At 65.1% G+C, this 23,625-nt stretch carries 18 protein-coding genes; 5 read left to right on the forward strand and 13 right to left on the reverse strand.

Annotation, left to right across the window (positions count from 1 at the left end; translation table 11 throughout):
- Window positions 1-76: 76 nt before the first annotated feature.
- From LZC94_07520 to LZC94_07530, 3 genes are read right to left on the reverse strand one after another with little or no spacing between them, the layout of a single operon-like run.
- The gene (locus LZC94_07520; protein ID WXB17116.1) at window positions 77-1,645 is read right to left on the reverse strand and encodes a BMP family ABC transporter substrate-binding protein; all 1,569 of its coding nucleotides are present in this window, start codon (window positions 1,643-1,645) and stop codon (window positions 77-79) included.
- Window positions 1,645-2,643, reverse strand: a complete 999-nt coding sequence (locus LZC94_07525; GenBank protein ID WXB17117.1) for a PEGA domain-containing protein — start codon at window positions 2,641-2,643, stop codon at window positions 1,645-1,647. The genes LZC94_07520 and LZC94_07525 overlap by 1 nt, the downstream gene beginning before the upstream one ends.
- A 60-nt stretch (window positions 2,644-2,703) precedes the next feature.
- Window positions 2,704-4,425 (reverse strand): serine/threonine protein kinase, encoded by a 1,722-nt coding sequence (locus LZC94_07530; protein WXB17118.1) that lies wholly within the window; start codon window positions 4,423-4,425, stop codon window positions 2,704-2,706.
- Window positions 4,426-4,949: 524 nt separating this feature from the next.
- On the opposite strand from LZC94_07530, the gene LZC94_07535 reads away from it, so the two are divergent.
- The 5 genes from LZC94_07535 to LZC94_07555 are packed head-to-tail and all read left to right on the forward strand — an operon-like array spanning window position 4,950 to window position 10,937.
- The gene (locus LZC94_07535; GenBank protein ID WXB17119.1) at window positions 4,950-6,209 is read left to right on the forward strand and encodes a BMP family ABC transporter substrate-binding protein; all 1,260 of its coding nucleotides are present in this window, start codon (window positions 4,950-4,952) and stop codon (window positions 6,207-6,209) included.
- Window positions 6,210-6,260: 51 nt separating this feature from the next.
- On the forward strand, window positions 6,261-7,766 hold the full coding sequence (locus LZC94_07540) for an ATP-binding cassette domain-containing protein (GenBank protein WXB17120.1): 1,506 nt from the start codon (window positions 6,261-6,263) through the stop codon (window positions 7,764-7,766).
- Window positions 7,763-8,815: an ABC transporter permease gene (locus tag LZC94_07545; GenBank protein WXB17121.1), complete on the forward strand. Its 1,053-nt coding sequence runs from the start codon at window positions 7,763-7,765 to the stop codon at window positions 8,813-8,815. The genes LZC94_07540 and LZC94_07545 overlap by 4 nt, the downstream gene beginning before the upstream one ends.
- 6 nt (window positions 8,816-8,821) lie before the next feature.
- Entirely contained in the window at window positions 8,822-9,700 is an 879-nt protein-coding gene (locus LZC94_07550; protein WXB17122.1) for an ABC transporter permease, read from the forward strand.
- A 7-nt stretch (window positions 9,701-9,707) separates the two neighbouring features.
- Window positions 9,708-10,937 (forward strand): hypothetical protein, encoded by a 1,230-nt coding sequence (locus tag LZC94_07555; protein WXB17123.1) that lies wholly within the window; start codon window positions 9,708-9,710, stop codon window positions 10,935-10,937.
- A gap of 61 nt (window positions 10,938-10,998) precedes the next feature.
- On the opposite strand, the gene LZC94_07560 is transcribed toward LZC94_07555, so the two are convergent.
- The 10 genes from LZC94_07560 to LZC94_07605 form a co-directional block, all read right to left on the reverse strand.
- The gene (locus LZC94_07560; GenBank protein WXB17124.1) at window positions 10,999-11,868 is read right to left on the reverse strand and encodes a hypothetical protein; all 870 of its coding nucleotides are present in this window, start codon (window positions 11,866-11,868) and stop codon (window positions 10,999-11,001) included.
- A gap of 322 nt (window positions 11,869-12,190) precedes the next feature.
- The gene (locus LZC94_07565; protein ID WXB17125.1) at window positions 12,191-13,543 is read right to left on the reverse strand and encodes an HTTM domain-containing protein; all 1,353 of its coding nucleotides are present in this window, start codon (window positions 13,541-13,543) and stop codon (window positions 12,191-12,193) included.
- Between the two features lie 81 nt (window positions 13,544-13,624).
- Window positions 13,625-15,865 (reverse strand): TonB-dependent receptor, encoded by a 2,241-nt coding sequence (locus tag LZC94_07570; protein ID WXB17126.1) that lies wholly within the window; start codon window positions 15,863-15,865, stop codon window positions 13,625-13,627.
- A complete protein-coding gene (locus LZC94_07575; GenBank protein ID WXB17127.1) occupies window positions 15,855-17,006 on the reverse strand; it encodes an imelysin family protein in 1,152 nt (383 codons plus the stop codon). Before LZC94_07575 ends, LZC94_07570 begins: the two co-directional genes overlap by 11 nt.
- 13 nt (window positions 17,007-17,019) lie before the next feature.
- Window positions 17,020-18,444, reverse strand: a complete 1,425-nt coding sequence (locus tag LZC94_07580; GenBank protein ID WXB17128.1) for a c-type cytochrome — start codon at window positions 18,442-18,444, stop codon at window positions 17,020-17,022.
- A gap of 68 nt (window positions 18,445-18,512) precedes the next feature.
- The gene (locus LZC94_07585) at window positions 18,513-19,712 is read right to left on the reverse strand and encodes an iron-regulated protein (protein WXB17129.1); all 1,200 of its coding nucleotides are present in this window, start codon (window positions 19,710-19,712) and stop codon (window positions 18,513-18,515) included.
- A gap of 164 nt (window positions 19,713-19,876) precedes the next feature.
- Window positions 19,877-20,986 carry a galactose mutarotase gene (locus tag LZC94_07590; GenBank protein ID WXB17130.1) on the reverse strand — a complete coding sequence of 370 codons (1,110 nt, stop codon included), beginning with the start codon at window positions 20,984-20,986 and terminating at the stop codon, window positions 19,877-19,879.
- Between the two features lie 59 nt (window positions 20,987-21,045).
- The gene (locus LZC94_07595; protein WXB17131.1) at window positions 21,046-22,014 is read right to left on the reverse strand and encodes an ABC transporter substrate-binding protein; all 969 of its coding nucleotides are present in this window, start codon (window positions 22,012-22,014) and stop codon (window positions 21,046-21,048) included.
- Window positions 22,015-22,023: 9 nt separating this feature from the next.
- Entirely contained in the window at window positions 22,024-22,908 is an 885-nt protein-coding gene (locus LZC94_07600) for an S-methyl-5'-thioadenosine phosphorylase (protein WXB17132.1), read from the reverse strand.
- Between the two features lie 23 nt (window positions 22,909-22,931).
- Window positions 22,932-23,618 carry an HAD-IA family hydrolase gene (locus tag LZC94_07605; protein ID WXB17133.1) on the reverse strand — a complete coding sequence of 229 codons (687 nt, stop codon included), beginning with the start codon at window positions 23,616-23,618 and terminating at the stop codon, window positions 22,932-22,934.
- Window positions 23,619-23,625 lie beyond the last annotated feature (7 nt).

The following is a 23,625-nucleotide window of genomic DNA, read 5'->3' on the forward strand; positions in this document are numbered from 1 at the left end:
GGCGTGAGACGCACGAAAGGCGGAGGGGCGCTCGCGCGCCACGCTCCGCCTCTCGGAGGGTCTACGGGGACCTTAACTATTTATTCAGCGTGCAGTCGGCCACCGCGGACGCGGGGACTTCGGGCGGGCCCTCGAGATCGTTGATGAACGACGGATCGGTCTGGATACGCTGCGCGTCGGGGACGCGGGCCTGGACCAGGCTGTAGCCAGGATCGCCGGCGCCCTTGGTGGGATCTTTTCGTTCATACACGCCCTGCGGGAACCAGCACATGGACTTGTACTCGTCCTCGCTCATCTGCTCGCCGGCGTCGAAGGACTGCTTGTCCTTGGAGTCGACCACGCCGTCCACGTTGGAGTCGCGCTGGCCGTTGGTGGGGTAGGGGCCGTTGAACACGAACTGCCAGCCGCGGGTCGAGATTTCGTTCACGTATTTACGCACCACGCTATCGTCGATGCCCTGCGCCGTGGGATTGAGGTTGAAGCCCGGGACGCTCTGCGCCGGATCGTTGGTCATCGGGTCGTTCCGGTTCACGGGTTGCCAGGTCCCCCGGTGGATCTCCGAGAACATCGAGACGTACATGGGCGTCCAGTTCCAGAACGGGCTCCCCAGGCACGTCTGCAGCGGCGCGCCGTTGGGCAGGCCGTTGGCGTCCAGCTCTTTGTAGGCGTTTCGATTGTCGTTGCTGACCGAATAGACCCTGGGCTGCCCGTTGGCGTCCTTGAGCCTGCCGCTCTTGTACAAGGTCTCGATCAGGCGCACGCTCCTCTGGTTGTCGGCGCCGTGCGCGATGACCTCTGCGCCGTCGTCGATGAGCCGATAGGTGAGGAGCTCCTCGCGGTAGACGCTGTCGCCGCCCGACTTGTTGAGCGCCAGCGGTCCATTGTAATTGTACGTCCTGGTCGGTTTCCAATCGGACCAGAATCCAATCCACGCCACTTCGAGCGTGATCTGCGGCTTCACCGAGCGCGCCCCGAGGAGGAATGCGCTGATGTGGCGGACGACCTCGGGGGTGATGAACGAGCCGATGTACCCGATCTTGTTCTGGGCGCGCTGCGCCGCCACGACCCCCGCGACCCACCACGCTTGCTCCTCGTGCGCGGCGTAGGCGGCCACGTTCGGCTTTTGGGCTTGATAGCCCTGGCAGTTGAGGAACTTGACCTTCTCGTGCTTCTTGGCCAGCTCGAGCATCTTGGCGCGTTGGCTGTACGAATTGAGCAGGATGACGTCGGCCTTCTCTTCGTTTACGGCTTTCTCGACGGCATTGGTGATATCCAAGTCCGATATGACCGACTCTTGGAACTTGTAATTGATGTACGGGAGCCTCTCCTTGGCCGCCGTCACGCCTTCTTGATGGGTCAAGGTCCAGCCCTCGCCGCCGGAGACGACGCCGACCCAGAGGGCCGAGACGTTGAGCGGCTTTTGGCATTTGCCGGCAAAGCACTTGGTCGACGCCGGGCAATCGCCGTTGCCGTCGCAGGACGCCACGCAAACACCGTCGTCGCAGCTCCCCACGTGGCATTCGCTGCTGGTGTTGCACTGGACCCCGAGGCCCTTCCCTTTGACGTCTTTCTCGACGATGACGGAGCAACCGAAGGTGAGGACCGACAGTCCCATGAACCACGAAAGCAAAGGTCTACGCAGCATCAGAAGCTACCTCCAACGGATACGCGGCCCGGAGCAATTCCAAATTCGAGCCGCTGCCAAGCGCTCTTTTTCGCCTCGTCTTTCTTCTCGGCCGCCTCGGCCTTCGGATCGCGGATGAAGGTCAAGATCAGGGTGGTGCCGAGGGTGACGACGGCCGCGCCGAGGAAGACGTCCGTCAGGAGCGAGAGCGTCTTCACCTTCGACTGCTGATCCTTCGTGGGGTCGTCGGGGCTCTCGCCGACGAACTTCTGATCCTTCAAATCGCTCGACGCCTTGAGCGCCAGGATCCCGGTGGTGGCCCCGATCACCGCCAGGCCGCCGGCCGCCACCACACCCACCGTGGACAAGGTCGTCCACTTCGACGGGCCGCCGTCCGAGGTGACCGTCACCACGTTGCTCACCAAGTCGAGCTCCACCCGCGTCGATTCGGTGCCCGCCACCTCGACCACGCGCGTGAGCGGGGCGCGCCCCTCCTTGGCGGCCGTGATCTTGCGCCGGCCCGCGCCCACCGGGATCGGACCATCGAGGGGCGTCTTGCCGATGTAGGTCTCGTCGACCGTGATGTCGACGCCCGCCACGTTGGTGACGATCTCGATGCGGCCGATGCGCGTCTGGAGCTTGGCGATGTCGCGTTCGACCTCCGCGCGCCGATCGTTCGACACGTTGGAGCCGCCCTCTTTCAGGTACTTCTCGAAGTTGCGGAGCGCGCAGGCGTACTCGGTGAGCTGAAAGCACACCTGGCCCAGGTTGTAGAGGATCTTGTACGTGGGCTGCAGCTCGTAGGCGCGCCGGAACTCGATGAGCGCGTTGGGGAAGTCCTGCTCTTCGTAGAGCTCGAGCCCGCGCTTGAAGCGCATTTGCGCTTCGTCGGCGCCCCCGTTCCCCTGCGCGAGCGCGCCGCTCGAGATCGACAGGACCGCGGCGCAGAGCAGCGCGGCGATGGAGCGGAGAAGAGTTGTTCGTTGGGAAGGCAGGAAACGAATAAAGGATCGCGTCATGGGCAACGTCTCCGTCGTGCCAGTCGGGTAATCTATTTTCATACTTCGCTAGTCGCTATTTCATTTGGCCCAGGGATCATTGGAATCGATCGGGCGAGCCTGTTTCTTGTTCGCTTTGGGATCCGCCTCCGGCTTCGCCGCGGAGGGCGCGCTGGAGTTCGCGGCCGGCGGCTGCGGGGGCGGCGGCGCCGGTGCGACCGCGGCCACCGCCGGCTCCTTCGCGGCGCGCGAGGGCCCGCGCGACGGGCGGGTGTACGTCGTCGGGGCCTGGGGCTCTTTCTCGAGCCGGAGCACGATGTCGCTGTCCGCGTGCATCATCACCGTCGTGGACTTCGAGAGGTAGCCTTTGGCCTCTGCACGCACCACGTGCGTGGACGTCGTATCCTTCGGCCCTCGTTGAATGGAGGGATTGCCCGTGAGCGGCGTGTCGTCCCAATAGAGCTTTGCGTCGCTCGGCTCCGCGCGCAGCACCGCGACCACTGACGTGCTGGGCGTGTTCGATCCGGTCATGCTGGTGCCGGTCGACCGTGTGGTGTCGTTCGTGTTCGGTGAAGACGCTTGCGCCGAGGGATCGGGCCCGCTCTCGCTCTTGAGCGACTTTCCGACGACGACGGCCCCGCCGAGCAGCGCGAGCGCGCCCACGATCGCCAGCACCGTGATCGCACCAGAGCGCTTGGGCGGGGCCGCGATGGAGATGGCGGCGTTGCTGGGGATCGTTCGGCCCGTGAGGGAGCCGGTCAGGGAGCCCGGGAGCGAGCCCGCGGTGAGCGAATCGATCGAGCGCGCGCCCGAAGGCGTGGTCGAGCCGCTGGGCACGCCCGACGACGCCAAGTTGGCCAGCGACCGCGGGAGCTCCATTTGATCGAGCGCCCGGTACTCGCCCGTGGGGAGCGAGGCCACCTTGGCGAGCTGGCTCTCGATGATGCGCTGCCGCTCCTCGCGCAGCTGCGCGAAGACGGTCGTCATGTACGTGGCGAGATCGCGCGACGTGTACTTCTCCGGAAGCTTCCCCAAGAACGCTTCGACGTCGGCTTGGAGCTCGAGGCAGTTGGCGTAGCGATCCTTCGGATCGTGCGCCATCGCTTTGCGGACGATGGCGTCGAGCTCGTCGGGCACGCTGGCGTGGATGCTCTTGGGGCTGGGGACCTCGTCGCCGACCACGGCGCTGATCACCTCCACGTCGGTCCGGCCCTTCCACATGCCTTCACCGACGGCGGCGTCCCAAAGGATCGCACCGAGGGCGAAGATGTCGGCGCGCCGATCGATCTTGTTGCCCATCAACTGTTCGGGAGGCATGTAGCGAATCCTCCCTTTGAACGTGCCGATCTGCGTCTCGTGCAGCGACGTGACGGCTTTGGCGATCCCGAAGTCGAGCACCTTCACGCCGCCATCGAAGGTGATGAAAATATTCGGTGGCGACACATCGCGGTGGACGAGCTCGAGGGCCTTGCCGTCGTAGTCCTTCGCCTCGTGCGCGTAGTGCAGGCCGGTCAGCACCTCGCTAATGAGGCGAAGGTGCATGCCGAGCGGGAGTGGATTTCCCGTTTTTCGTCCCCGTGCGAGCACCTTGTGGAGCGGTTGCCCGTCCAGATACTCCATGACCGTGATGTCGCGACCCTCTTCGTGAATGACCTCGTAGGTTTGCACGACGTTCGCGTGATTGAGCCGCGCCGCGAGGCGGGCCTCCTCATGAAACATCGACAGCAAATTCGGATCCGACGCGACCGTGTCGCGCGGGACCTTGAGCACCACGAGCTTGTTGAAGCCGTGAGGCCCCCGCATCACTGCGAGATAAACATGCGCCATTCCCCCCGTGCCGAGTTCCGCAACAAGGCGATACTTCCCGACCATGACAGGGAGCGACGGACCAACTTCTGACGTTTCGTTGCGTTCGGCACCCATCCACCAGCATGATCGTCGGATTCCAACGCAAATGCCATGCAGAAAGATGCAGCACTGCAACGCCGACCGTTAGTTCATCTCACATCGCATGAAAGATGGTCGTTGCATATCGCACCTGGCTGCATCGAGCTCAGGTAGGAAATGGCGCAACTTCGGCTCACAATGGCCGCTGACTCGTCACGCTTGCACAGGGCAGCTGGCGCGCGCGCAAACGTTTGACGGGCCCGATGCTTCCGGGGCACCATCGGCCGAGGAAAGTCGGGGGACCGCGCATGGCGCACATCCACGCGGGTTCTGGCGCGTCTCGCGCCTCGAAAATCCTGGTCGCACTGAAAACTTGCAGGGCTAATCGAACGAGAGGGCTTATGAAACTGGACAAGTGGGGTGTTTACGGGTGCATGGCTTTGGCGTCGCTCGCGCCCTTCGCCAGCGCGTTGGTCGGTTGCAAGGGAAACTCCGAAACGCAAGGAAAAGCGACTCCCGCAGCGTCGAGCGCCAGCTCCGCGGCCAATGCGGCCAATGCGGCCAATCCGGCCAATGCGGCCAATTCTCCTTACGTGGTGGGTATGGTGCTCGTGGGGCCCTGGAACGACCACGGCTGGAATCAGTCGCATTTCGAGGGAATCAAGGCCGCGATCGACAAAATCCCCAATGTCAAGTTCGAATTCGTGGACAAGGTCAATCCGGCCGACCGGCCCAATGTCAAGGGTTCTCAGGTCGCCGACGACTTGATTGCCCGGGGCGCCAAGTTCATTGTTTTCAATTCCGATGACTACAAGGACGACGCCCTGGACATCGCCAAGAAGTACCCGGACGTGACCGTCGTCCACATCTCCGGCGACTACGCCTGGAAAGATGGAAAGAACTACAAGAATCAAAAAAATCTCGGCAATATCATGGGCGATATCGAGTCGGCCCAGGGCATCGGAGGCTGCGCGGCCGCCCTCGGCACGGAGACGGGCAAAATCGGCTACCTCGGCCCGCTGGTGAACGACGAGACCCGGCGGCTGGTGTCCTCGGCCTACCTGGGCGCCAAATACTGCTGGGAGAAATACCGAAAGAAGCCCGTCAAGGATTTGACGTTCAAGGTCACCTGGATCGGTTTCTGGTTCAATATCCCCGGTGTCACACTCGATCCGACAAAGGTCTCGGACGACTACTACAATGGCGGATACGACGTGGTCATGACGGGTCTGGACACGCCCGAGGCCGCTGTTCAGGCCAAAAAGGCGGTCGAGGCGGGCAAGAGGGTCCGTTACCTCCATTACGACTTCAAGAAGGGGTGCGACGTAGCGCCCGACGCCTGCCTGGGCGTCGTTTATTATAACTGGACTCCGTCCTACCTGGACGCAATTCAGAAGGCGAAAGAAGGAAAGTTCGTCGGCGACTTCGTCCGCCCGGCGCCCGATTACGCCAACATGAACGGCGAGAGCTCGTCCATCGGCTTCGAGTTCGGCAAGGCGCTCGGCGACAAGAAGGCGCAGCTCGAGGAGCTGATCAAGGGCCTGGGAGACAAGAGCGTCAACTTCTTTACCGGGCCCCAGAAGTTCCAGGACGGCAGCGACTTCCTCCAGCCGGGCGAGGTGGCGACGGTGCAGAAGATTTGGTACATGCCGCAGCTCCTGCAGGGAATTACGGGCACCAGCGGGACGACCAAGAAATAGTCGTTACCTCTACTGCCGTCCGGACCTCCTGCAGTAGTGTTCCGTCCCCGAATGCGTGTCGAGCTTCGCCAGATCTCCAAACGCTTCGGGGCCGTGCAGGCGAACGATGGCATCTCGCTCACCCTCCAGCCGGGCTCGATCCACGGCCTTTTGGGCGAGAACGGGGCGGGCAAGAGCACCTTGGCCGGCATCCTGAGCGGGCTCGTTCGCCGGGATACGGGCACCATCGAGCTCGATGGCCGCCCCGCCATCCTCGACACGCCGGCCCGGGCCCTCGCCGCCGGCATCGGCATGCTCCACCAGGAGCCCCACGATTTCCCCGAGCTCACGGTCCTCGAGAACTTCGTGGCCGCGCGCCCGGGGCCTTTTCTTTTTGCCGGTAAGCGAAAACGGGAGTCGCGCGACAAGCTCCTGGAGCTGATGCGCAGCTTTGGCTTTTCGCTCGACCCCGACGAGCGCGCAGGCCGGCTCACCATGGGGGAGCGGCAGCAATTGGAGCTCCTGGGGCTCTTATCCCTGGGCGTACGCACCTTGATTTTGGACGAGCCGACCACCGGTATCTCCAGCCAACAAAAGGAGTCGCTCTTCACCGCGCTCCAGCAGCTCGCCGCGGACGGCTGCTCGGTGCTGCTGGTGTCGCACAAGCTGCCGGACGTCCAGGCACTGTGCCACCGGGTGAGCATTTTGCGGCGGGGCAAGCTGGTGGGGGAGGCGGAGCTGCCCATCACCTCGGAGCGCTTGGTCGAAATGATGTTCGGCTCCGCGGCCGCCGCCCGACCGCGCAAGCCCGCCACCGCGGTCTCCGAGGCCGAGGCGGTTCGCCTCGAGCGCCCCCAGGCCGTCCGCGGGCGCCTGCGGCTCCAGATGAAACGGTTCGTCGCCCGCAAGGGCGAAATCGTAGGCCTTTGTGGTCTGGAGGGCAGCGGGCAGTCGCTCCTGCTCGAGCTCTGCGCGGGGCTCTTGCCCATGCGCGAAGGGCGGCTTCGGGTCGGCGACGTCGATCTGACGGGCCGCCCGTACCGCGCCTTTCTTCGCGCGGGGGTCGCGTACGTCCCGGCGGATCGGGTGCGCGAGGGGCTCATCGGCGGATTTTCCATCGAGGAGCACGTGGCCTTGCGTTCGCCCGCGCGCGGGTTTTTTCTTCGCACCAAGGAGATGACCCGCGCCGCCGAAAAAGCCATCGAGACCTTTCGCATCCGCGGCACCCCGCAGTCCCGCGCGGAGCAGCTCTCGGGCGGCAACCAACAGCGCACGCAGCTGGCGCTCCTGCCGCCGGAGCTCTCGCTTCTGCTGATGGAGCACCCCACGCGCGGCCTCGACATCGAGTCGACCCAGTGGGTGTGGCAGCAGCTGATCGCGCGCTGCCAGAGCGGCACCGCCATCGTGTTCGCGTCCTCCGATCTGGACGAGGTCATGACGTACAGCGATCGGATCATCGCCTTCAGCGGAGGGCACGCGTCGCGGCCCATCGCGGCCTCGGAGCTGACCTTGGATCGCCTCGGGCGCATGATCGGCGGCCAGCTCGGCGACGACGAGGACGAGGCGGCCCGATCGTGAAGCCCGCGCTGGTGAAGCCCGCGTTCGTGAAACCCGCCCTGCTCCGCGCGGCCGCCCTGGTGGTTTCGCTGGTGTTCGTGGGCGCGGTGTGCCTCTTGATGGGCGCTTCGCCCGCCGCCGTGGCCGTCGCGTTCTGGGACGGTGCGTTCGGCACGGTGGATCAAGCCGCGCGCGTCCTCGGCACCCTCTCGCCGCTGCTCCTTTGTGCGAGCGGGTTGCTCTTTACGTTTCGCGCGGGCCTCTACAATTTGGGCGTGGAAGGGCAGCTGGTGGTGGGGGCCATCGCGGCCACGGGCGCGGCGAGCGCCACCGAGAGCGTCCTTCCCGCGTGGGCGGTCATCGCGGTGGCGCTCGTGGCGGGCATGCTCGCGGGCGCTTCGTGGGGCGTGCTCACTGGGGTGCTGCACGTGTTCGGTCGGGTCAGCGAGATCTTCGCGGGCCTGGGGATGAACTTCATGGCGCAAGGCGCCGCGCTTTATCTCATTTTCGGCCCGTGGAAGCGTGAAGGGGTGGCCTCGATGGCCGGCACCGAGCCGATGGATCGCTCGCTCTGGATGTCCACCTTCGGCACCACCGATGCAAGTCCAACCGCGTTGCTTTTGGCCATCGCCGCCGCCGTGTTCACCGCGGTGCTCATCCAGCGGACGCACTTTGGCCTGAAGGTGCGCGCGGTGGGGCAGAACCTGCGCTCGGCGCACGTGCTGGGCGTCCCGGCCGTGCAGCAGCTGCTCATCGTGTTCGCGGCGTGCGGCGTCTTTTCGGGGCTCGCCGGCGCCCTTCAAGTCATGGCCGTCTTTCACCGCCTGATCCCCAACGTCTCGAGCAACTTGGGCTACTTGGCGCTCTTGGTGGTCATGCTGGCCAGCTTCGACATGCGCCTGGTGGTCCCCATCGCGGTGCTCTTCAGTGTGCTCAATGTGGGGAGCCTTCGCCTGCCGCTCGCGCTCGGCCTCGAGTCCTCGCTCTCGGGCGTCCTGCAAGGGGCGCTGGCCCTCGTCTTCTTGCTTTTGCCGCGCGGCGATTCGGGCGCCCGCCGGGAAGGTACCTGAGCACCGATGGACGTCGTTCCCATCTTCGCCACCGCCATCGCGACCTCGACGCCCATGGTCTTTGCCGCCATCGGCGAGACGTTCTCCGAGCGCGCGGGGGTGATCAACCTCTCGGCGGAGGGGACGATCATGCTCTCGGCCATGACCGGCTTCGCCTTGGCCGAGAGCACCGGGAGCCTCCTCTGCGGCTTCGCCGGCGCGGCCATCACGGGGATGCTCGTCGCGCTGATCGTCGCCTTCGGCAGCATCACCTTGCAGAAGTCGCAGATTGCCATCGGCTTCGTCCTGGCGCTTTTGTGCGCGGACCTCTCGTCGGTGCTGGGCAATCCGTTCGTGCGCATCCCGGGGCCCACCGTTCCGGAGATGTCGATCCCGGTGCTGCGCGACATTCCCATCTTGGGCCCGCTCCTCTTTCGAAGCGATGCGCTGGTGTACGCGAGCTACCTGCTCATCCTCGGCGCCACCGCGTACTTTTATGGGACGCGCGCCGGGCTCCTCCTGCGCGCCACCGGCGAAAAGCCCACGTCCGCGTATGTGCGCGGAGCGCATGTGATCCGGCTTCGCTATGCGTATACCCTCTTCGGGGGCGCCTTGATGGGCATTGCGGGCGCGGCCTTTTCGCTCGACTTCAAGGCGGGCTGGAGCCATCGCCACACGGCCGGCTACGGCTGGATCGCGCTGGCCATCGTGATCTTCGGCGGCCTGCACCCGACCAAGGTGGCGCTCGGCGCCTATGTCTTCGGCGTTCTGCAGTCGGTGGCCACATTGGCGCAAAGCTCGATTCCGGACGTTCCAACTCAAGTGTTCGGCGTGGCGCCCTTTGCGCTCATGATTGGTGTTTTGGTGATCTCGTCCCGCCGGCGCGGCGGCACCCAGATGGTATGACGTCATCGTGGGGAAGACGATGGCGCCCATTTCGCGAGTAAGCCTCTTCGTGGCGCTCGTCGCCGCAGGCACGCTGCTTCCTCTGGCGTGCAGCGACTTCAAGAACGCCGCGACATCGAGCGGCCCGGACGGATCCCAAGGCGCCGCGGACGTGGGGAGCGGAGCGGATGTCCCCGGTTCAATCGGAGATCCCGACGCGAACGCCGACGTCCCCGGCATCCCGGTGTGCACGGAGGCGCGGTGCTCACGGCTCGACCTGGTGCGCGAGCTCCACTACCCCGAGGGCCTCGGCGTCGACGGAGCCTACGTGTATTGGATTGAAACGGGCAACGGCTACGACGAATACGGCGAGCTCGCGCGGATCCCGAAGACCACCCCATGCCTGTCGGCCGACGCCGGATGCCGCGGGGTGCTCGATCCGCACGTCGGCGGATTTCTCGTGAACAACACGAGCATGAAGCTCGGCGCAAACGACATTTGCTACACGGAGACCAGCGCCCCGTCGCAGCACACGCTGTACTGCATGGCCCTTGGAACCACGGAGAGGAAGGTCATCTTCAACGGGCCGGGCGCCGCGAGGGGCATGTCCTTTGGCACCCCGGGGTCCGGCGCCGATGGCATTTACTGGGCCGGTTTCGGCACCCGGGCGTCCGCGTCCAATGGTTCCATCTTGGCGGCATCACCCCGCGAGCCCATGGACGCTTCGGTGCGCACCGTCGTACCGGGCCGACCCGGGCCCGAGGGCGTCGCCATCGACAAGAACGACGTCTTTTGGAGCGAGCTCGGGCCGGTCGACGGAGGAGGCGCCATTTACAAGGCCCGCGGCGATGGCGGCGCGCTCGTGCAGCTCGCCCCCGGGCAGCCCGATCCTCGGACGATCGTCGTCCATGGCGGGTTCCTTTACTGGATCAACACCGGCGATGGCTCGATTCGAAGGACCACGTGCGATGGCACCTGGCCCATCGAGCTGCTGGCGAGCGGGCAGACCCACCCCATCGCGCTGGCCGTCGATGCGAGCGGCATCTATTGGCTCGACGCCGGAAAGAGCCCCGAGTTTCTCGAGGGCGCGCTCCTGCACCGCCCTCTCGGGGGTGGCCCCATCGCGCGCATGATGACGCGCATCGTCGGAGCTGCAGCCCTCGCGCTCGACGAGGGCTTCGTGTACGTGGCCACCCATGGATCGCGCGCGGAGAACTACATCGACGGAAAAATCATACGTTTTCCCAAGACGTATTGAATCAAACTCCGCGCCTGACCGCCTCGCCGCCTGACCAGCCGCGGGCGAGCTCCGAAATGGGTCAAAAACGCCAGACGACCAAGGTCTGCGGGTGCGCCTCGTTCACGTCTTTGAAGCCGTATTTGTGGAGCCAGTACTGAAATTCCGTTCCGACATAGAGCTTGTCGGGCGCATTGAAGAAATTTCCGATGTCGAACCGGAGTTGGGGCTGCGCGAGGACTTGGACCTCGCATTGGCCGTGCGCACCAATGATGTCCACGAACCCTTGGAACGAGAACCGCGCAGGGCCGAGCGCAAACGGAAGATCCCAAGCGGGGGTGATCTGGAACGTGGTCTGGGTGCACCCCTGCGCGTACTGGGAGCCGCCCAATCGGCCTTGATCGATATAGAGAAGGGTATCGACGTGGAAGAAGGCGAAACCGGGCAACTTCCAATCGGTCGTTATACCGGGAAGATAGATGAGCGGCCCGGAGCTATTCGTCTTGGCGCCCACGTTGACGCCCATGGTGAGGTTGATGTCCTGAAAAATGGCGGCTTCCAGCGAAGTGCCGAAGACTTTGCTGGCGGTGAGCGACGCGTAGGCCTCGCCATAAACCTCGTTCGCATGTCCATCCGCGCCATGCGACTTGAGGAAGTCGAAAAAGAAGAAATTCCGCCCCAGCGCCCACTCCCCGTAGTGCTGAAAGGTGAAAACCTCCTTCTGAATCTCGTGGTCGGGGTTGAACGGCTCCCGGTAGAAGAAACCGTGCAGATACTCGGCCTCCGTAAACTGGAAATAACTGGGGGCCGCCGATTTGGGCGCTGCGGGCTCGGGGGCAGGCGCAGGTGCAGCCGCCGGCGCCGGCGCGGGCGCTGCGGGCTCGCTCGGGGCCGGATTGTCCGCGGCGGGCGCGGCCGGTGGCGGCGAATTGGCTGGCTCGCTTTGAGCCAAATTGGATCGCGAGGCGTCTTTGGCGTCTTGGCCGGCTTGACCAACTTGGGAATTCGACGTTGCCGGGGGAGTATTTTGCGCTTGAGCCGCACCCGAAGCTGTAACGACGAGTGATATCGTGTATGCAACGATGGACGGGCGCATCAAGGAGGCTAGGTTCATACGTGTCCTCGTGATCCGGTGAAGGAGCGATGGTTTTTCTCCATTACCCGATATGCCGGTCATTCGGACACGAGAATCGGTCGAGTCCGCGCTTGGCCAAGAGCCAAGAAGGATGGATAAACGGCGGCCCAGGGGAATTTCCGAGCTCGTCACCCCGTATTTACATTTCGGGTGGCGTATCTCGGAACGGAAGGATCCAAGCCTTCGGCCCGAGGCCGTCCTCCTCCCGCACGAGATCGGCGCGCGGGTCGATGAGCGGCTGCGGGCGGCGCGCGTTCAGGGCGACGGTCGCCTCCACGTGCGCTTCGATGGCGGGGTGTCCTTTGCGCGCGAAGTCCTCGGCCACGATGTGGGCGAACTCCAGGATCATGTCCGGCTGCGTCGACATCATCTTCGTTTGGTAACGCGTCAAATGGTCGAGCGGCGAAACCGTCCAGCGCTTCCCGGTCGAGGGCTCCACGACCGTGAGCTCGACGGCGCCGTTCTTCTCCATGAGCATCACGTTCCACGCAAAGCGAAATCCCTGTTCGGTCCACAGCACATTGCCCGGATAGATCATGTGCCGGAGTGGCGCGAGAATGTGCCATCCGATGTACAGGGCTCCGAGCACGCGCCCCCACTTCGGCATACTCGGTGGGGACCAAGGGACCTCGGAGGCGGGGCGCAAAAGTCGCGCGCGCTCCATCCACCGGCGCGGCCAGCTCGGGTCGAAAAAGACCAACGCGGCGCCCATCATGATCCATGGGAACATCCCCAGCTGAAAGAGGCGCGCGGTGATCAGATGGAATGCCACCGCCGCGGCATAGGCAAAGGGGCGGCTCCTTCGCCAGAGAAGGAAGGGGACCACGGTGAGATCGAACAGCGCACCCGCCCAGCTGAACCCCACGGCGAACTCTTTGTACGGAAACCACCGACCGATCACGGGAAAGTCGGTGTTGGCCCCCAGCCAAATGGTGAGCGGCTGGCCGTAAATCAGCCAATCCTTCTTCAACTTGGCAATCCCGCCGAAGACGTAAACGAGGCCGACTTGAAAGCGCACCAGCCCGAGCGCCCACCCCGGCGCCCGATCCCACGCCTCCTCCGGCCTGCGCCACACGCGAAACGAGGCCGCGCGGTCGAGGGGGAGAAAAATCATCAGCAGCGCGAGGCAGCTGACGAGATAATAATGATTGAGGTAATTCGTCTTGTCGATGAAGTGCGCGTAGGTGAAGAGGGCACAAAAGACGACGGCGCTGGCCCGGTAGGCGATGCCGAGCGCGATGCCCAGCGCGGCCAGCCCCATGAGTGCATAGTGCACGTGCATGAACGGGTAGGGCCACGGCCGCACCCACGCGAAGCCGTAATAGTGAAAGAAGTGCTTTGGAACGTAGTAATATTCGGCGATCCAGCCGTGCCAGAAGAACCGCCCGACGGCGAAGGCCATCGACAGCCCGAACACGATCCGAAATGCGGCCAGCGACGCGATATCGATCGCGGTCGTCGAGCGTGAACGGGGTGCCGGCGCGGGAGACACGGGAAGGAGCCCTCCACCCCTAGCGCCCCTGGCGCCCCGGCGGTCGACCCCGGACCCTGCGCGTCGCCGGGCCGGTGCGCCTCAAGGCCCCGACCATTTCAATGTCACGAACACCTGCCGGAAGCCGGAGGTGAAAATGCCATTGGGCAAGCGGCCCGAGAGGTAAACGTCGTCGAAGGCGTTCTTGACCGTCAGAATGGCCGAGAGGCCCGTCTTGGCGTGCCGGTAGCGCGCGCCCAGATCGACCACGTTGTACGAGGGGATTTCGCCGGCGCGGCCCGAGATGTCGGCCTCCACGGTGTTCGTCTCGTCGGCGAACTGGGAGCCCACGTGCGTGAAGGTCGCCTGCGCGCCCAAGCCGCTTCGCGCATGGTCCACGTCCAAGGTGGCGGTCACCAGGTGCCTCGGCGCGTAGGGGACGAAGTTGCCATCGTAGCGACCGCCGACGAAGGTCGAGCGCGATAACGTGTATTGTGCAGCCAAATCGACGTCCACCGGCAGCCGCAGCCCGCGCCCGAGCTGCATGAGGGCCGTGAGCTCCGCGCCGAGGTGGCGCGTGCGTCCGCCGTTTTTGAACTCGGCGGCGCTCCCGCTCAAGGTGTTGTTCGAAATGAGCTGATTGTCGAAGCTGGTGAGGAACCCCGAGACCTCGAGCCTCGCCCACGGGTGCGGGCGGACGCGCGCGCCGAGCTCCCAATTGGTGCTCCGCTCGGCCGACAGCCCCACGTCCTGCCCCGTGGGGGTGATCGATTGGCTGATGCGCGGCGGCGAATACCCACTATGGAGCCCGCCGAAGACGTTGAAGTGCGGTTTGCCGACGATCATGCCGATGCCGGGCATCAGCCCGGTGGCCGTGGAGCTCCCCTCGAGCGACACGTCGCGGACGGCGCCCTCTTCGTACGTCCGTTTGGAGTAGCGCCGGCTGATCGCGTGTTCCACCCGAAACCCGGGGGTGACCAGCACGTCGTCGCGAAAGGCGATGCGGTCCTCGGCGTACGCCGAGAAGCCCAGGATGTTCGTGGTGTCGTCGGTGAGCAAATCGCCGGTGTCCGCGTTGGGGGACGAGGCCGCGAAGCCGCGCCGCCGCGCGGAGTCGAACATCGCGCGCCCGCCGACGATGAATTTGTGCGCGATGGGGCCGGTGAAGAGGCGGTGTTCCAGCTTTGGCTCGACCCCCACGACATTGTAATTGCGATCGCGGATCTGCGACGTCGTACGAAAATACAGCCCCGCGCCGGGGATCCCTTGCGGCCCCAGGATCCGCTCGTAGGTGGTGCCGGAGACATTGCCGCGGTCGAAGTCCTGCTGCCGCAGGCCCATGTTCATGGTGTACGCGAACACGTGGGTGTCGAGCTTGGTGCGATCGCCGAAGCGCTGCTCGTGGCGGAGCGACGCTTCGTAGCGGCGGATGCCGAATCGATCGTGGGGCGCCACCGTGTCTTGGCGCGGATCGTTTTGGTACATCGGCTCGGTGAGGCCGACATAGGTGGTGTGCGAGAGCTCGTCGTAGGCCACGAGCTTGAGGGTCGCTTCGCCGTTCGGGCCGGTGGCGAAGACGACCTTTCCCATGACGTCGGTCACCTCGAACGGCATGTTGCGAAAGCCGTCGCCCTGCTTGCGAAAGGCTTGCACCACATAGCGCACGTCGCCGCCGGCCGCGGTGTTGCCGTAGCGGGCGAGCGCCTTGGCGAAGCCTCGCTCGCCCCACGTCCCTTCGACATTCCACTCTTCGCGGGTGGGGGGCGTCCAGGTGTGGAACTGCACCACGCCGCCCACCGTTTGCGGGCCGTAGAGCAGCACCTCGTGCCCTTTGATGACGTCGATGTTCTGAATGCGCTCGACGGGCGTAGAGTAATAGAGTTCCGGCTCGCCGTACGGGCTCACCACCACCGGCACGCCGTCTTCCTCGACGAGCACCAGCCGCCCGCGGGTGGGGCTCAATCCGCGCACCCCCAAGTTGAGGCGCAGGCCCATCGGATCTTCCTGCCGGACCACCAGCCCCGGCACCCGCCGCAACATCTCACCGGCGCTCTGGGGCTGCGCGCGCCGCAGCTCGGTCTCCGAGACGCGCGATCCGGATCCCGACGCGCGCTCCAAGTTGTCCGCCGCGTTGCCGTGCACCCGCACCTCGTCCACGGCGTGCGCCGCCGGTGCGACTTGCGCCGTCTGCGCGCTCGACGCCGTTTGCGCAGGCTGCGCCGTTTGCGCGCTCGCCGCCGTTTGCGCAGCCGGATCCGCGGCTTGCGCGCCTACGGAGCTCGACCAAGCCATGCTCGCCGCCACGCCGATTCCGGCGAGGGCGCTGCGTCTGTCAATCGCCATCGTTGTCGTTGAACTTCAACGTGGTCCCGAGCACGCTCGCCACCTCGGTGGCGAAGGTGTTCTTCATCGCGCGCACCGATTCATATGCCGCGTCGACGGGGGCCGGCTTTTCGCTCAAGGCGGTGCGGAACGGGGGAGGGATGGCCGCGACCTTGGCGCGCGCATCGCTCAAGGCGGCGAGCACGCGGTCGTCGAGGCTCGCGTTCTTGCCCCGCACCAGATCGCCGATGCCCTTTGGCTCGGCGCCGCCGGGCGCCCCATCGTAAACGGCTTGCACGCCCTCGAGGGTCGCCAGCATATCGGCCAGCGAGTTGTCGCTGCGCGGGGCCTCTTCTTGGCCCGGCTGCACCACGCCGCCGTTTCGCTTCCCGAAGGGCCGCGCGATCTTGTTGCCGGCCACCACGTCGCCCGCGTACGTCGCCGAGTTCACCAGCTGGTCGACCGCCGATTTTCCGGAGGGGAAGGTCTGGCTCCCGCTCCCCGCGTTCGTGAGCTGCGCGGCGAAGTTCTCACCCGCCGGATCCCACGACCGAAGGAGCTCCGCCGTCTTCGCCTTCAGGTTCGCGGCCGCGATGGCCACGTAAAGGCGGCGCCTCTCGGCTGCACCGGTGCCCGTGAGCTTCGCGAGGACGGCCGCATCGCCGCCGCCCGGGTTGTCGAAGAGCAGGTGCTCGAGCGCCATGAACCCTTTGAGGTTCGCCCCCAGCTTCTCGAACGAGTCGGCCGTGATGGGCTCGGATCCCGCGAGCAACTGGTCCAGCTTCTCCCCGTTGGCCGGCCATGCATCGATGACGTCGGCGATGCCCTTGCTGTCCACGGGGCCAAAGCGGAACGCGTCCGCCTTTCGCCAGGTCTTTCGCGCCGCCCGCCACGCCGCCTGCGCGCGCGCCAGCGAATCGGCGCTTGGAGCGCTCCGCAGCGCCTCGGCCGCATCGCGCAAGGTGCCGGCCTCGGTGTCGAGCGTACGGTACGTGGGCAGGATCACGTCGTTCGTCAGGGCCTGGAGCACCGGCTTGGCGTCCACCGACGATGCACCCGAGCTCGAGCTGCTGCATCCGGCAATCCAGGAGGTGGTGCCGAAGGCGCCGGCGAGCGACAAGCCGAGGATCAAGGCGAGGGTCGGAGAAAACCGTCTTTTCATGACAAGATGCTCTTTACAGCGATTCGAGGAACTTGATGAGGGCTTCTCGCTCGTCTTTCGACATGGCACGAAATGCCTCGCGCGAGGCGCTGGCTTCCCCGCCGTGCCAAAGAATGGCCTCGGCAAAGCCCCGGGCGCGCCCATCGTGCAGCAGGAACTGGTGCTTGCTCACCGTCTTCATCAGACCGACGCCCCAGAGGGGAGGGGTGCGCCACTCGGTGCCGGTGGCCTCGAAGTCGGGCCGGCCATCGGCGAGATCGGGCCCCATATCGTGCAAGAGCAGATCGGTGAAGGGGCGAATGGTCTGATGGGAGAGGGCCGGATAGCCCTCCAGGTTCCCCGTTTGAAGCTTGGGCACATGGCACGAGGTGCACTTGGCCGCCGCAAACGCCTCCTCCCCACGAAGGACCGCCGGATCCGTCCAGCTTCGCCGCGCCGGAACGGCGACGGTCATGCCGTAGCGGGTGACGGCCGTGAGCTTGGCGTCGGTGAGCTCGGGCTGGTTGGGCGTGCCGCCCGAGGGCGCCGCCCGGCAAGCCGTTTGCGAAGGCGGACAATTTTCCGTTCGGAACAGCGACGTGGTGATGCCGATATCGCCTTGGAACGCGCCCGCCGATTGCTGCTCCACCGTGGGCTGGTTCGCCTTCCAACCAAAGCGCCCCAGGGTGGCTTTCCCCGCCCGCAGGTTCCAGACCCGGTTGGGCCGGCCCGAGATTCCATCGCCGTCGCGATCCTGTTCGTCGGCGAGCCCGAGGAGCGTCTCCTCGGAGATGGCCTCCAAGAGCCCGAGCCCGATCATCGGCGGCGCCACGCGCGGTGACATCATGGTGCCCGGCGCGAGCGGGCCAAAGGCGAGATCCGTGAGCTCGTACGTGGGGCGGCGCAAGCTGTACGCTTCGCCATCGACATACGTCCCCGGTGCTTCGTCGTAGCGAACGCGCGACGTGCCCTCGCCCGGCACCCCCAGGATGCCGCGGTGATTGAACTGCCCGCCGTAGTTCGGCTCCTCGAGCGGCGCGCCCTGAGCGTCCTTGCCCGGTACGCTCAGGCGGATCAAAAGGCCGACGAACTCCTCCTTGCCGGCCGGAGGTTTTCCGCGGCCGTCCTTGAAGTGGCACGAGGAGCAGGAGATGGCGTTGAAGGTCGGCCCCAGCCCGTCGTTGCCCGAGGTGGAGGCGGGGGCGGTCACCCAATTGCGTCCGAAAAAGTGGTCGCCTTCCGCGAACACCTCGCGCCCCTCGCTATCCAAATTGCGCGCCGCGAACGTGTACGCATTGGGCGTATCGTCGAAGATGGTCGTCCCGCCGCCGAGGAGCTCGACCCCGGCCTCCACCCCCGGCGGCTGCGGACCGGACGAGTCGGACGAACCACACGCCCACCCCGCCGCCACGGCCGAGAGGACGCCAAGACCTACGAATGCGCGCACCAACTCGGCCATCGACCTACTCACTCTACCGTCGTTCGTCCCACCCGGGGAGGCTCAAAACCGCGAGCTCCCAAAGAGCATTACTCCAAGTTAATCTTGAGCCCGAGCGCCTCGGCCACCTTGACCACCGACGCCGTGAGATCCTTCAGCGCATCGACGGCGGCCTTGATCTTGGGGCGCTGGTCGTCGTTCAGGATCGCCTGGTCGAAGGGGGCTGGAATGGCCGCCACCGCGGCCTTGGCGGCGGCGAGCTTTTGCTTCACCTCCGCATCGAGGGCGGGGTTCTTCGCCTTGACGAGATCCTCGATCCCGGGCCCATCGAAGTGGCCAACCTGCGGGAACTTCGTGTCGTAACGGCCAAGGTACGCATTTTCGAGCGACAGCATATTTGCGACCAAGTCCTGGTTGGTCGTGTCGCTGAAGCAGGAGTGCTCCTCCTCTTGATCCTTGTTGTTGTAGGCCGTGTTCATGCGCTCGTTGGCAAGCTCGGCCCCGCCCAAGCTGCCAATCCCCTTGATGATCTTGGTGAGCGACTCATCGGCCGGTGCGGCCACGAACTTGGAGCCGTAGCTGTCGGGCTTCGACAGGTCCCACTGCGCGGCGACCGACTCGATGTCCTCGACCAAGAGCTCGGTCACCGCCGACAGGTACGCGCGGCGCCGGTCTTGATTCTTGTGCGTGCCTTCCGCGCCCGTGACGTAATCGGTATAGGGGCGCGCGCCCGGGCCGGTGGTGCTCAGGTCTTGCCCCCAGAGCAAAAATTCGATGGCGTGCCACCCGGTGGAGACGCTCGTCTCTTCTGCGCCGGGTTGGTTCTTCTCGGCGAGGAACGCCTTGGTGATCGGCGCCGTATCGTTGACGATTCCGTTCTCGAGGATCGTGTCCTTGTCGCCTTCTTTGCCCACGACATAGTCGATGTACGCTTCGTCCAGCGGCCAGCTGTTGATGCGCCCTTCGAGGCCGCCCTCGCCGTCGATCGGCCCACCGTAAAACCGATACACCTCGGTCTGCCCGTAGCTCAGACGCGCTCGGGTCCACGACACGCGCGCCGCGACGAGCGTGGATTGCGAGGGCGTCGCCACGAAGTCGGCGACCGCCTTCTTCAACACGCGCGCCTCCGCGAGCGACTCCGCATAGTTCGCCGCCACGAGCTGCGCGTAAGCCTTGGTGACCTCTTTCGCGTCGACCCCCGGCGGCGGATTCGATCCCTTGTCGTCATCACTGCACGCGAGGAGCGACGCTGCCACCGCGAAGCCAATCGACCAAAGACGCTTCTTCATGAGCGCGTTGTAACGCAAGTGATAATCACTCTCAAGAGGCCGCTGGACAAACTCATCCGTTTCGACGAGCTTTCGCCCGCCGAGAGAACCTCTCCCTTCCTCCTCCTCCCGTATTTCCCGCATTGCGGGGGATCGAGGGCGGCTCCGATGCGAACGAGCTGGGGTCAGCTCGTACGGAATTGGTAGATGGTTCGACTTTCGAGCGGCGCGCCCGGTCGCAGGACGCACGAGGGGAAGTTCGGGCGGTTCGGTGTATCGGGAAACTTCTGCGTCTCCAGGCAGACGCCATCGGATTGTCGGTACGTCGATCCGCTGTGGCCCACGTGGGCGCCGGTGAGAACGTTGCCGGTGTGAAGTTGCACCCCCGGTTCGGTCGTGTAGGTGTCCATGACGATGCCGGTCTTCGGGCTGCGAAGGCGGGCCGCATGCACCGGTTGTTCGGCCGCAGCACCGGACGGCTTGTTCAACACATAGTTGTGATCGTAGCCTTTTCCGCGCACGAGCTGCTCGTGGCCCTGCCGGATGCGTGCGCCGATGGGCGTTGCGATTCGGAAATCGAAGGGGGTGCCCGTTACGTCGTGGATCTCGCCCGTGGGGAGCAAGTCGTGGCCGACGGGCGTAAACGAATCGGCGAAGATGACGAGCTCGTGATCGAAAATATTGCCCGAGCCTTCGCCCGACAGGTTGAAGTACGCGTGGTTGGTGAGATTGAGCACGGTGGGCTCGTCGGTGGTGGCGAAATAATCGATGCAAAGCTCGCTCGCGGGGGTCACCGTGTACATGACGCGGACGGTGACCGTTCCGGGGAAGCCCTCTTCTCCCTTCGGGCTTCGGTGCTCGAGCACCACGCGCGATCCCTCGGGGCCATGACCGAGCTCCACCTCGCGCCACGTCCATCGGTCGAAGCCTCGGTTGCCGCCGTGGATCGTGTTTTTTCCCTCGTTGACCGTCAGATGGTATTCGCGTCCGTCGAGCTCGAAGCGCGCGCCGCCAATTCGATTCCCATAACGGCCCATGATGGCGCCCAAGCGGGGGTGCGGCGCGAGGTAATCCGCCAACTTCGGAAAGCCCAGGACCACGCTGCGCGGGACACCCTCGCCGTCGGGCACCACGACTTGGTTGATGCTCGCGCCATAGCCCATGATCGCGACCGCCATGCCGGCCGCGTTCGATAAATGGTACCGATACACCGTTTCGCCGTCCCGGCCCGTGCCGAACGATTCGCGCGCCGGCGGTTGGATCGCGCTGCCTTGCCCCTGGCTCTCTCGTGTCATCGATATCTCCTGGTTCGTCGGTTCACACGGTTCACGCGGTTCACCGGTTCGTCGTCACGTCATCGACGGGACGCAATCTCGTGGGTCCACCGCTCGACGAATGCTTTTCGCCCTTCGCAGGCCGCCTTCACGTCGATGGGCCGGGCAACGATGCCCGAAGTGTCCTTCTCGCCGTCTCGAACCAAAATGATCTTCCGATAGCGACGGTAAATGGGTATTGCCGCGCTCGACGTCATCCACTCCAAGACCCGCCGCCCCGCCGCCTTCTCCTTCGAGCCGCGCATCGATGCGAAGACTTCGGGCTCGAATCCCGCCCCGTCCGTGGGGATGACCAGCGACATCGGGTCACCTCGATCCATGGACTTCACCACGGCGATCGCCACCGAGAGGGCCACGGACGACGTGCCCTTCGCCACCGTCTCCACGGGAAGCCAGGCCGACGGTGGGTAGTGCGACACCTGTCGATCGAGCGCCCGCAAGAACGCCCAACCGGCCTCCGATCCCATCCCTTGGAGGATGGCGGTCGCCACCAGGTAACCTGCCCCGGACACCCGCGGATCGGGCATCACGATTTCCCCGCGCAGCTCCTCGCGCAAGAGAGCGGACCAGGTGTTTGGCGCCGCGCCCGCGCCGAGCTGCGAAAGGCGGGGGCCGTTGACTCCGAAGGCGGTGACGAACCCCGTGGGGGAAAACCATCGCCCCTCCGGGTCGCGGCACCCCGCGGGCAAGGCATCGCTCTCGGCGATGGCGCCCGGCTCGAGCAGCTCCAAGATCTTCGGCTCGAGCATGGCCGTGGCGGCCCAGCCCAAAACGATGTCGTTCTTGGGGTCGCCCGCTTCTTCGAGGAGACGAAGGTTCAAGGTGGCGGTGGCCATGCGCTCGATTTCGACTCGGATGCCGGGCAGATCGCGCGCCATTCCGGCCAGATAATCGGCTAGCTCGTACTCCTCGAATGCGCTGTAGGCGCGCACCGTCGCCTCGCTCCCGTCGCCGGTCACGAGGCCCTTCAGGTGTTTGCTCTCCGCCATGGTGTTCGCCTAGCCCTTTCGTGCGTCGAAGAACCGGCTGCATACGGCGTCGAGCTTACGAACCAAGCTCGGATCGTACGCTTCGGGGGCGGTCATGACGGCGCCCTCCAAAGCCGTGTGGCAGCCGCGCTCGCAGAGCGTCCGGTGCTCGCCGAGCCGCGGCACCACGTCGCGGATCAAGCTCCGGGCGCGGGTGACGTTCTCCGTCATCACCTCCGCGACCCGTTGCGCCGTCACCGCCTCGTGGCCCACGTGCCAACAATCGTAGTCGGTCACCATGGCGATGGTGACGAAGCACATTTCGGCTTCGCGCGCGAGCTTCGCTTCCGGCATGGCCGTCATACCGATGATGGAGGCACCCCAGGATCGATACAGCTCCGACTCCGCCCGGGTCGAGAATTGCGGACCCTCCATCACGACGTACGTTCCGCCGCGATGGTTCGGGATGGAGAGCTTGCGCGCCGACTCCGTGACGAGATCGCCCAGCCGGCCACAGACCGGATCCGCCATGGAGACGTGCGCCGTAAAGCCCGGGCCGAAGAACGTCTTCGTTCGAGCGAACGTGCGATCGATGTACTGGTCAATCACGGTGAACGTCCCCGGTGGGAGCTCTTCGCGAAGGCTGCCCACCGCCGTAAAGGACAGGATCTGCGTGCAACCCGCGCGCTTCAGCACGTCGATGTTCGCGCGAACGTTCAAATCCGTGGGGGGAACGCGGTGACCTCGACCATGGCGCGGAAGGAACGCAACCTCTTGCCCGCCGAGACGGCCGCAGAGCAGCGCGTCCGACGGGGCGCCGAACGGAGAATCGATCTGCTCCCAATGCGCATCGGTGAGCTCGTCCATCTGGTAAAGACCGCTTCCACCGATGATTCCAACCCGCGCTGCCGTCATTGTGCCGTCCTCTCCGTGGTTCTTCACGGTGTAAGTTTTCCGTTGGTCGGATTCGCCTCGTCCATGTGCCGACGAAGCTCCGACCAAAGCGCCGTATCCCGAAAATCCTCGATCGTGTGCGACGCGCCCGCCTTGCGCAGCGCCTCCTCGGACAACGAGGAGCGCACGCCAACCGTATAAATCCCCGCTCCGGACGCCGAGCGCACCCCCGACAGCGAGTCCTCGAACGCGATGGCCGCATGCGCTTTGCCTGCGAGCCTCTCGAGGCCCGTGAGGTACGGCATCGGATGAGGCTTGCCGTGCGTGAGCTCCTCACCGAATACGATCGTCTCGAAGCGCTCGCCGAGTCGGAGCGCGCCGAGCATCAACATGGCATTCTCGCGCGGGGCGTTGGTGACCACGCCGCAACGCAACTTTCGATCCTTGGCCCAATCGAGCAGATCGAGCAGACCCACCTTGGGCTCCAAGTCGCGCACCAGATTGCGGAACAAGCTCTCTTTGCGCTCGGCCAGCGCCGTGTACACGGTTTGCTCCGGAAACAGCATGGAAAAGATCTCGAGGTGACCGAACCCCATGATGCGCGTCTTGTAAAACTCGAAATCGATGGCCGGCTTGTCGTATTCCTTCAACAAGGTCGAAAAGGCTTCGAAGTGAAGAGGGTCCGTATCGACCAACGTACCATCGAGGTCGAAGAGCAACGTGAGCGGCATGAAATCT

It is taken from the genome of Sorangiineae bacterium MSr11954, from assembly GCA_037157815.1.
GTDB lineage: Bacteria > Myxococcota_A > Polyangia > Polyangiales > Polyangiaceae > Pendulispora > Pendulispora albinea.